General features: G+C 65.0%; 6 protein-coding genes. 3 read left to right on the plus strand and 3 right to left on the minus strand.

Annotation, left to right across the window (positions count from 1 at the left end; all coding sequences use genetic code 11):
• The first annotated feature begins 273 nt into the window (after positions 1 to 273).
• A complete protein-coding gene (locus HNS03_RS24095; RefSeq protein ID WP_367198597.1) occupies positions 274 to 4,161 on the plus strand; it encodes a PAS domain S-box protein in 3,888 nt (1,295 codons plus the stop codon).
• A gap of 181 nt (positions 4,162 to 4,342) precedes the next feature.
• Here HNS03_RS24095 and dprA read toward each other — a convergent pair whose 3' ends face one another.
• Both dprA and plsY read right to left on the minus strand, forming a co-directional pair.
• Positions 4,343 to 5,476: a DNA-processing protein DprA gene (dprA, locus tag HNS03_RS24100; protein ID WP_367198598.1), complete on the minus strand. Its 1,134-nt coding sequence runs from the start codon at positions 5,474 to 5,476 to the stop codon at positions 4,343 to 4,345.
• Positions 5,473 to 6,087, minus strand: coding sequence for a glycerol-3-phosphate 1-O-acyltransferase PlsY (gene plsY / locus HNS03_RS24105; RefSeq protein WP_367198599.1), 615 nt, complete (start codon positions 6,085 to 6,087; stop codon positions 5,473 to 5,475). Before plsY ends, dprA begins: the two co-directional genes overlap by 4 nt.
• Before the next feature lie 411 nt (positions 6,088 to 6,498).
• Here plsY and HNS03_RS24110 point away from each other — a divergent pair, with 411 nt between their 5' ends.
• Positions 6,499 to 8,184 (plus strand): acyl-CoA dehydrogenase family protein, encoded by a 1,686-nt coding sequence (locus HNS03_RS24110; protein WP_367198600.1) that lies wholly within the window; start codon positions 6,499 to 6,501, stop codon positions 8,182 to 8,184.
• Positions 8,185 to 8,200: 16 nt separating this feature from the next.
• Here HNS03_RS24110 and ruvX read toward each other — a convergent pair whose 3' ends face one another.
• On the minus strand, positions 8,201 to 8,686 hold the full coding sequence (gene ruvX / locus HNS03_RS24115; protein ID WP_367198601.1) for a Holliday junction resolvase RuvX: 486 nt from the start codon (positions 8,684 to 8,686) through the stop codon (positions 8,201 to 8,203).
• A 206-nt stretch (positions 8,687 to 8,892) separates the two neighbouring features.
• Here ruvX and HNS03_RS24120 point away from each other — a divergent pair, with 206 nt between their 5' ends.
• Positions 8,893 to 9,594: a metal-dependent hydrolase gene (locus HNS03_RS24120; RefSeq protein ID WP_367198602.1), complete on the plus strand. Its 702-nt coding sequence runs from the start codon at positions 8,893 to 8,895 to the stop codon at positions 9,592 to 9,594.
• The last annotated feature ends 310 nt before the right edge of the window (positions 9,595 to 9,904 follow it).

The raw sequence follows: 9,904 nt of genomic DNA on the forward strand, positions 1-9,904 counted from the left end.
GGCCGGTGCTTGAACGTCAAATTCGAGGGGGCGGAGCGAGTCTAAAAATATTCTATATTGCGTGAAATAGGGGCTTCACGCATGATTGTTGCGCGTAAGTGGCGCCGGGAAATCCGATTGTGCGAAACTGTCACAATTGGTTCACGTTGGTGAAAACTTCCGAGCGATTGGCGATTGTCAGGATGTGGCGGTTGCCGGATTGGTGCTATGGTTGCATCGAATTCCTAGAGGTGCCGGTCGCGACATTCGCGCTCGGCAAAGATCGAGACCGCAATGCGCGACCGGGAAAAGGGGCAACCCCGGACGGATTGGCCGGGTGGCGGCGAAGGCGTCACGGACATTCGCCGTGCGCTTAACGAAATCGTTGCGCGCAATTCGTCGCCGCTGCAGGCGCTTCTTCATCCCGTCGGCCTTCTGATTTTGGGGATCGCGCTCGGCGATGCCGTTGCGCAGATCTCCATCAGCCTGCTGATCCTGGCGAGCATCGCGGTCGCAGCCTTCAACATTCTGGTGGTCTACCGCTTCAACCGGAGCCGAACCCGCTCCGTGCAGACCGCCTATTGGCACGCCTGGTTCGTTGCGGGGGCGGCCCTCAACGGCCTTGTGTGGGGCGTGGGCGGGGTCATCCTGTTTCGCCCCGATGCCGGGTTCGGCCTGTCCTTCTTCTTCGTCCCGCTCATGCTGGCCGGGTTCGGCGGCGGCTATGTCGCGTGGCGGTCGGCAAGCCCGCTCTCCGTGATTGCGTTCGTGTCGCTTTCGCTGGGGCCGTTGATCGCCGAACTGGCGCTTCTGGCCACCGCGGATGCGTTCGCGCTGGCAGGTATCCTGTCGCTTTATGTGGCGCTGCTGGGGCTACTCTGCCTGAACAACTATCAGGCTCTGCTCGAAGCGACCGCGCTTCGGCTCGTGCGCGACCGCATCGATGGGCAGTTGCGCGAGAGCGTGTCCACCCTGTCCAAGATCACCGCCAACATGCCCGGCCTGGTGTTCCAGGCGGCGCTTCGGCCGGAAGGGGGCGGTCATTTCACCTATGTGAGCGACGGGCTTGCGGAAATATTCGGGCTTGCGCCGGACGCCGTGAAACGCTCGCTGGTGCCCATGCTGGAGCGCGTCGACCTGCGTGACCGCGACCGGGTCCGCTTCGCCATGTGGCAGCGCGGATCGACCCTGACGCTGTGGAGTGACGAGTTCCGGGTACACCACCCCGAAAAGGGCGAGATCTGGGTGGAGGTACAGGCCTCCCCGGAGCGCGGCGCGGACGGTGGGACGGTGTGGTACGGCGCGATGCGCGAAACCACCGAGCATCGCCGTCTGCTCGACCGGATTCGGGTGCAGGCGGCGGCCATGGATGCCGCCGATACCGGCATCGTCATTTTGGACGCCCTCGATGGCGGGGCGCCGATCATTTACGCCAACAGCGCGTTCGAAAGCATGGTCGGCGCCAAGAGCGATGGCGTGTTGGGCCGCACGTTGGAAGAGTTCGTCGACAGTTCCGGTACCGACGAGCGTCCCGCCATTTTGGCCGATGCGCTGCGCAAGGGGCCGAAAGCCTCACTGCGTCTGCGTTTCCGACGCCCTCACGGCGACCCGTTCTGGGTCGAGCTGCGCCTGTCGGAGACGGTGACCGCAGACGGCTACCGCTCTTACTACACGGTCATCATCGCCGACATCACCGAGCGGCTCAGGATCGAGGCTGACCTTAAAGCCAGCGAGGCGCGCTACCGGTCGATCGTCGAAGATCAGGTGGATCTAATTTGCCGCTTCAAGCCGGATACCACTTTGACCTATGTCAATCCGGCCTATGCCCACGCCTTCGGCCGCTCGATCGAGGACCTGATCGGCCGGCCATTCATCGCATTGTTGCCGCCGGCCGACCGGGCCCGCGCGCTGGCCCATCTGAGCCGGGTGACGCCGGCCGATTCCGTCCGTTCGTTCGAGTATCGGATCGTGCGGCCGGACGGCTCGATCTGCTGGCAATATTGGACGGATCGCGCGTTCTTCAACGATGAAGGCGATCTGATCGAATTCCAGTCGATCGGGCGCGACATCACCGACCGCAAGCGGATCGAAGCGGAGCTGAAGGCGAGCGAGGCGCGCTATCGCTCCATCGTCGAGCAGCATCTCGACATGATCGTCCGCTTCACGCCGGACACCCGCGTTACGTTCGCCAACGAGATCTATTGTCGGCAGGTTGGGGTGCCGTTCGATAAGATCGCCGGCTATCGCTTCATCGATCATGTGCCGGAAGACGAGCGCGAAACCGTGCTCGCCCACTACGCCAGCTTTACGCCCGAGCACCCCTGGAAGACCTTCGAGCATCACGTGGCGCTGCCCGATGGCCGCTGGCGCCTGCATCAGTGGACCGACCGGGCGGTGTTCGATGACAACGGCAACGTGCTGGAGATCCAGTCGATCGGGCGCGACATCACCGACGAGAAGGAGCGCCAGGACCGGATCCGTCAGCTCGCCGCCGTCGTGGAAGCCACGCGGGACGGCATCTTCGTCATCGATCCGCGCTTTCGGCTCGTCACCATCAACGAGGCGTTCACGCGGATCACCGGCTACGCGCAGTCGGAAATCGTCGGCCAGAATCTCAGGAGCCTGCCGGTCCTGGACGCCGCCCGGACGCTGCTGCCGCAGATCGTGCGGTCGGTCGGCAGGAGCGGCTTCTGGAAGGGCGAAGGCTGGGCGCGGCGCAAGGACGGCAGCCTGGTGCCGGTGCTGTGCTCGGTAAACGTGCTGCGCGACGAAAACGGCGACCTTCTCAACTATTTCGGCGTTTTCACCGACATCACCCGCCTGAAGGAGACCGAACAGCGGCTGGTGGAACTCGCCAACGTCGACGAGCTGACCGGCCTTCCCAACCGGCGCAAATTCGTCGCCGACCTGGAAGCGGCGATCGAGGCGACCTCGGCGGAAGAGGACGGCCTGGCGGTTCACTATCTCGATCTCGACGATTTCAAATATGTCAACGACAGCTATGGTCACGAGACCGGCGACCGGCTTCTGGTCGCGGTCGCGGCGCGATTGCGCGCCGGCGTGCGCGAGACGGACGTGATCTCGCGTTTTGGGGGCGACGAATTCCTCATTCTCCAGCCGAACGTGCGCTCCAAGCTGCAGGCGTCTGTGCTGGCGGAGCGGATGCGAAGCTGTTTCGAAAAGCCGATCGAGATCGAACCCGGCCGGGAGATCTTTATCCAGACCTCCATCGGCATCAGTCGTTTCCCGACCGATGGCAGCGACACGCGCGCTCTGATCAGCCATGCCGATGCCGCCGCCTATCACGCCAAGCGCGCCGGAAAGGGGAGCTATCAGTTCTACGAGGAGGCGTTCACGCGCGCCTCCGAACAGCGCCTCGACATTCAGGCGAAGATGCGTGGCGCGCTGGCGCGCCGGGAGTTTGTCGTTCACTACCAGCCGGTCGTGGATCTCAAGCGCTCGCTGATCGGCATGGAGGCGCTGGTGCGTTGGCAGCGCCCCGGAGAAGGGATGGTGTATCCGGACGCGTTCATTCCGATCGCGGAGGACACCGGCCTGATCTTCGAGATCGACCGGATGGTTCTGTTCGAGGCGTGCCGGCAGATGCGTCAGTGGGAAACGCAGATGCTGAAGCCCGGCATCGTGTCGGTGAACCTGTCGCCGCGTGAGCTGATCGTGGACGAGACGGAGACCACCATCCGCTCGGCGCTGGAATATTCCGGGCTGGCGCCGGAGCGGCTGGAAATCGAGGTGACGGAAACCGCGCTGATGCATTCCGGCGATCGCGGCGACCGTCTGCTTCGGAGCTTGAAGGAAACGCTCGGCATCCAGATCGCGATCGACGATTTCGGCAAGGGGGCCTCCTCGCTCGGCCGGCTTCACGAAATGCCGGTCGACAAGATCAAGATCGATCGCTCCTTCGTCTCCCACATCGACGAGTCGGTGGAAAAGCTCGCGATTTGCGAGTTGATGGTCGTCCTTGCCCAGAAGTTGGGACTCACCATCCAGGGCGAAGGTGTCGAACGGGAGGAAGAGCTTGCGAGCCTGCGCAAGCTCGGCTGTGCGCAGTTCCAGGGCTATCTGTTCGGCAAGCCGATTTCGCCCGAAGCGATGGAGGAGCGCTTGCGCGACGAAATCGCGGCCAACGACCGCGCCTCGAAGCAGACAGCGAAGCGATCCTAGAGCATGTCCCGTTCAAACTGAATCAGTTTGAATGGTAAGGACTTTCTCAAGTTATTGAATCTGGAGCCATTTCTCATCGCTCAGATGTTTCCGTCTGAGCGATGAGAAATGGCTCACATCTAGAGACTGCTCTAAGCCTCAGTGCCGGGCGCAAAAGCGGGAAGCCGGTTCTGGAGGGGTCTCAGATCAGGGAGACCGTGCCTCCGCCATGGCGTTCCAGCCGTCCGGCGAGTTCCAGTTCGAGAAGCACGAGCTGCACGACGCCCGCGTCGAGGGCGCATTCGCGGATGATCTCGTCGATCGCCGTCGGGGTCGGGCCGAGCGCCTCCAGGATGCGGGAGCGGACGGCATCGTCTGGCTCGCCCATGGGCGCGGAGCGTTCGGCCTCGCTCTCTTCCAGATGCCGGGGCGGTTCCGCAGGGCGGTCGTCGATCAGCGCGGAAATCGCTTCGATCACGTCGGCGGCGGACGTGACCAATGTGGCGCCCTCCCGGATCAGATGGTTGCACCCTTCCGCCCTGGGGTCGAGCGGCGAGCCGGGGACCGCCAGCACGTCGCGACCCTGCTCGCTGGCAAAGCGCGCCGTATGCAGCGAGCCGGAGCGCTTGGCGGCCTCCACGACGACCACGGCGAGGCCGAGGCCGGAAATCAGCCGATTGCGGCGGGGGAAGTCGCGTGCCCGGGCGCTCCAGCCAAGCGGCATTTCGGTCACGGCGGCACCGCCGGCCAACACGAGGGATCGCAACAGAGGCTCGTTTTCGGGGGGATAGATCTGATCCAGTCCGCCGGCGAGAACGGCGATCGTCCCGGTGTCGACGGTGGCTTCATGCGCGGCGGCATCGATGCCGCGGGCGAGGCCAGAGACCACCACCAGGCCATGCTCGCCGAGACCGGCCGCAATCGACCGGGCGATCTTGCGCCCGGCCAGCGAGGCGTTGCGCGCGCCCACGATCGCCACCGCGGGCCGCCGCGCGATCGCCTCTTCGCCCAGCATCGACAGGAGCGGCGGCGGCGCATCGACATGGCGCAGATGGGCCGGATAGTCGGGCTCTCCGAGCGCCACGAGCCGTCCGCCGAGCCGGGTCAGGGCGTCGAGCTCGCGCTCCGCCTCCGGGCGCGAGGCGATCTTGATCCCGCGAACGCCGCCGCCGCGTCGGGAGAGGTCGGGCAGGGCCTCCAGCGCGGCCGCGGCGGTGCCGTAGTGGTTGAGCAGCTCGCGGAAGGTGGTCGGACCGACGCGTTCGGAGCGGATCAGGCGGAGCCAGGCCAGCCGTTGGGCGTCGGAAAGCCGGAGCCCGGCCGTTCCGGCTCTCATTGACGTGCCCCGATCTTGCTTTCGCGTCCGGTCGCGAGCCGGGCGATATTCTGCCAATGCTTGGCCCAGGAGAGGACGGTCAGGACCAGGAACAGCTCGCCCCATTGCTGGCGAGAGAAGACGAACAGAAAGACCACGGTGGCAAGGGTGGCGAGCAGCGCGGCGAGCGAGGAATAGCGGCTGAGGAACGCGACCGCCAGCCAGACCACGGCGAAGACAAGCGCGCCGGGCCAGGCAACCGCGATCAGGATGCCCAGATAGGTGGCGACGCCCTTGCCGCCGCGAAATTTCAGCCAGACCGGGAACAGGTGACCGAGAAAGGCGCCGAGGGCGGCAAACACCACCATGTCGGCTCCCCAATGGGCGGCGATCAGCACGGCGGCGGCCCCTTTGGCGGCATCGCCGAGAAGGGTGAGTGCGGCAAGCCCCTTGCGGCCGGTGCGCAAAACGTTGGTCGCGCCGATATTGCCGGACCCGATCGTCCTCAAATCGCCGGCGCCGGTAAGCCGGGTCAGCAGGACCCCGAACGGGATCGATCCGAGCAGGTAGCCGAAGGCGAAGGCAGCAAGAAAGTAGGGCCAGGCGAGGGCCCAGCTAATCGGTTCGGGCATCTTTCCGTGTCCAGTCCCGGTGCGTTGGTGTGGACCCTACTCGCAAACGGCAGGAGAACGAAACGCTTGTGTGAGCAATTGCGCCGGCCGGTCTGGAGCCCTCCGACAGGTGGAAGCGGCTGTTGGAGGTGGCGTGTTCCCACGCGACGGATTTGTATTCACTTCTCCTTTAGCGGCCTATGTTTAGTCTGTGGGTGCTGATCAATCCGAGCCGGTTGGAGGCGGTTTGGCTTTTGGGGGGCGAGGATCGACGCACGGCGACCGCCCAGGATATGGTCAACGGATTGAATCCAGTTCATTTTCCCATGTGCGGGCGGAGAGCCCCAACCAACGAGGCGGCGAGCCGATGCGCAGCGCAGGTGGCGCCGCTCGGAGAGGATGCGAACGGTGAGCGGAGAGGAACCGGCCGAGATGTCGACGCCTGAGGATGTCGAGGCACCCGAGGCCGATTGGCTCGGGCCGTTCGAAACCCATCGCGTCGTCAATCAGGCGCCTTCCTCCGACGGTCGCAACCTGTTCGATGGCGATCCGATTCTGATCGCCATGCTGGAAGAGGTGCTGGACACCGACACCGAGGACGATCTCTATCGCGCCGGCGCCTATTGGGGATCCGCCGACGCGCGCGACGTGGCGCGGCTCGCAAACACCGAGCTGCCGGTTTTGCGCACTCACGACCGCACCGGCCATCGTCTCGATGTCGTGGAGTTTCATCCCGCCTATCACGCGCTGATGAGCCGCAGCATCGGGGCCGGTCTGCATGCCTCTGTTTGGGATGGGCCCACGGAGGGGACCCCCGCCCACCATCGTCTGCGGGCCGCTCGCCTGTTTCTGACGGCGCAGACCGAAGCCGGACACACCGGACCGCTTACCACCACCAACGCGGCCATGGCCGCGCTCGCCACATCGCCGGACCTGTTCGAGGACTGGCTGCCGGCGGTCTCGTCGCGGCGCTACGACTATCGCTTTCGGCCGGTCAGCGAGAAGGGTGGCGCGACGCTCGGCATCGGGCTGACGGAAAAACAGGCCGGCACCGATGTGCGTGGCAGCCGCACGGTCGCCGAGTGGAGCGAGATCGACGGCGCCCACCGGCTGATCGGCCACAAATGGTTCCTGTCGGCGCCGATGTCCGACGCCTTTCTGGTGCTCGCCCAGGCCGAGCAGGGATTGAGTTGCTTTTTGATGCCGCGCTTTCGTCCCGACGGGACGTTGAACACGATCCAGTTCCACCGGCTGAAGTCGAAGCTGGGCAATCGCTCCAACGCCACCGCCGAGGCGGAATTTTACGGCGCCACCGGCTTCCTGGTGGGCGAGGAGGGGCGCGGCGTGCGCACCATCCTGGAAATGGTGACCCTGACCCGTTTGGACTGCGCGGTGGTCTCGGTCGCCGTCATGCGGGCTGCCCTGGTCGAGGCGGTGCATCACGCCCGCCACCGCTCGGTCGCCGACGTGCTGCTGGTGGAAGAGCCGCTGATGCAGCGGGTGCTTGCCGATATGGCGCTGGATGTCGCCGGTGCGCTGGCGCTGGCGCTGCGGGTGGCGGAAGCGTTTGACCGGGCGGCCGATGACGATGGCGAGCAGATCTATGCCCGGCTGATGGTTCCGGTCGCCAAATACTGGATCTGCAAGACCGCGCCGGCGTTCGTCGCCGAGGCGATCGAGTGTATGGGCGGCAACGCCTATGTGGAGGAATCGCCGTTGGCGCGGCTTTATCGCGACGCGCCGGCCGGCATGCTATTCGAAGGTCCTGGCAATCTTTTGTGCTTGGAAATACGCCGGTTGGCGGCCCGCTCGCCGGAGGCGGTCGGCGGGTTCCTGGCTTCGCTTCAGGCGGAACTTGGAGACAGCGTGGAGGCCGACATCACCGCGCTCAAAGCCGCTCTGGTGAATGACGAGGCCGACGAAGCCGCGCTCAGGGCCCATGTGGAGCGCTTGGCCCTGCTGGCAGCGGGGGCGGCACTGCGGCGCAATGCGCCGAGGGTGGTCTCCGACGCCTTTTTGTCGGCCAGGCTGAAAGGACGCTGGCGCGCCACCTACGGCATGCTGGATGGTCGCTACAATCCCGCCGCCCTGATCGATTTCATCGTTCCGGAGCTTTGAGGGGCCGGCGGATCTGTTAAAGGCGCATGGAGCCCAGCCGGTCGAGCGCGCCCTGCAGGATGTAGGCGGCGGCGACCTTGTCGACCAATTCGGCGCGGCGTGCCCGCGAGGCGTCGGCCTCGATCAGCGTTCGGGTGACGGCGGCGGTCGAGAGCCGCTCGTCCCAGGCCAGCATTGGCAGATCGGTCACGCCGGCGAGGTTGCGGGCGAAGGCGCGCGTGGCTTGCACGCGCGGTCCGGCGCTGCCGTCCATGTTGAACGGCATCCCCAGCACCAGGCCGCGGATGTCGCGCTCCGCGACCAGGCGCAACAGCTCGGCGGAATCCGTCTTGAAGGCCTTTCGGCGCAGGGTGACGAGCGGGGTGGCGATGCGTCGCCCGAGATCGGACACGGCGATGCCGATGGTCTTGGTGCCGAGGTCGAGGCCGAAGACGGCCGCTTCTGTTGGCAGGGCGGCGGCGAAATCCTCGATTGGAAGCAGCGGATCCATCTTCGCCGTCATCGCGTTTCTCCCCCGGGCTTATTCGTCATGGGATCGTCGGTCTTGCCTGCTATAGCGCACCATCCGCTTCGTGCCCGCAAATCCGACGGCCGATCACCGCGCCTTGGCGCCATATTGCAATGGCGCGAGAGCGTGTGCACCTTGCCGGCGACGTTGCATCGGCGTCTTCTTGCCGGCTGACAGATTCCAACACTGGAGCGACTTCCATGCAGATCACCTGGCTCGGACACTCCGCCTTCCGCGTCGAAATGGGCGAGGCCGTCGTCCTGATCGACCCGTTCCTGAACGGCAATTCCCTCTTTACCGGATCCGTCGAGGCGGCCCAGGAGGGGTGCACGCACGTGGTCCTGACCCATGGCCACGACGACCATCTCGGCGACACGCCTGAAATCGCCAAGGCGACCGGAGCCCAGGTCGTGGCGAATTTCGAGCTCTGCATGTGGCTGTCGGAAGTCTACGGTATCGAGAACATCAATCCCGGCAACACCGGCGGCACGGTCGATTGCGGCCCGTTCAAGCTGACCTTCGTGCGCGCCGACCATTCTTCCGGTATCCGGCGCGACGGCCAGTCTGTCTATTTCGGCAATCCGCTCGGCGTGATCCTGACGGCGGACGGCCAGCCGACGCTCTACCATATGGGCGACACCGACATTTTCTCCGATATGGCGCTGATCAACGAGCTTTATCAGCCGGAGATCGGCATCGTCCCGATCGGCGACCGCTTCACCATGGGCGCGCGCACGGCCGCGCTGGCCTGCACGCGCTTCTTCTCGTTCAAGAAGGTCATTCCCTGCCACTACAAGACCTTCCCGATCATCGATCAGAGCGCCGACGCCTTTCTGGATGCGATGGGATCCGCCCGCGACACGGTGGTCGTTCCGGAGCCGATGATCCCGTTCGAGGGATAGAGCAATTTCAGGAAAAGTGGGAACCGGTTTTCCGTCTGAAATTGCGTTGAAAGATATGTCCTCACGCTGTCGCGGCTTCGCCGCTTCGCTCCGGACGGGGCGGCCTCCGGCCGGCGCGCGGTCGCGCGCTGGCTTCGCGAATTTCAGGAAAAGTGGGAACCGGTTTTCCGTCTGAAATTGCGTTGAAAGATATGTCCTCACGCTGTCGCGGCTTCGCCGCTTCGCTCCGGACGGGGCGGCCTCCGGCGGGCGCGCGGTCGCGCGCTGGCTTCGCGAATTTCAGGAAAAGTGGGAACCGGTTTTCCGTCTG

The organism is Amorphus sp. 3PC139-8, assembly GCF_040750475.1.
Taxonomy (GTDB): Bacteria; Pseudomonadota; Alphaproteobacteria; order Rhizobiales; family Amorphaceae; genus Amorphus.

Excerpts from the sequence above, each read along its gene's own strand:
- dprA (WP_367198598.1), bottom strand. The coding sequence starts at position 5,476 with ATGAGAGCCGGAACGGCCGGGCTCCGGCTTTCCGACGCCCAACGGCTG.
- ruvX (WP_367198601.1), bottom strand. The coding sequence starts at position 8,686 with ATGACGGCGAAGATGGATCCGCTGCTTCCAATCGAGGATTTCGCCGCC.
- HNS03_RS24120 (WP_367198602.1), top strand. The coding sequence starts at position 8,893 with ATGCAGATCACCTGGCTCGGACACTCCGCCTTCCGCGTCGAAATGGGC.
- HNS03_RS24095 (WP_367198597.1), top strand. The coding sequence starts at position 274 with ATGCGCGACCGGGAAAAGGGGCAACCCCGGACGGATTGGCCGGGTGGC.
- plsY (WP_367198599.1), bottom strand. The coding sequence starts at position 6,087 with ATGCCCGAACCGATTAGCTGGGCCCTCGCCTGGCCCTACTTTCTTGCT.
- HNS03_RS24110 (WP_367198600.1), top strand. The coding sequence starts at position 6,499 with ATGTCGACGCCTGAGGATGTCGAGGCACCCGAGGCCGATTGGCTCGGG.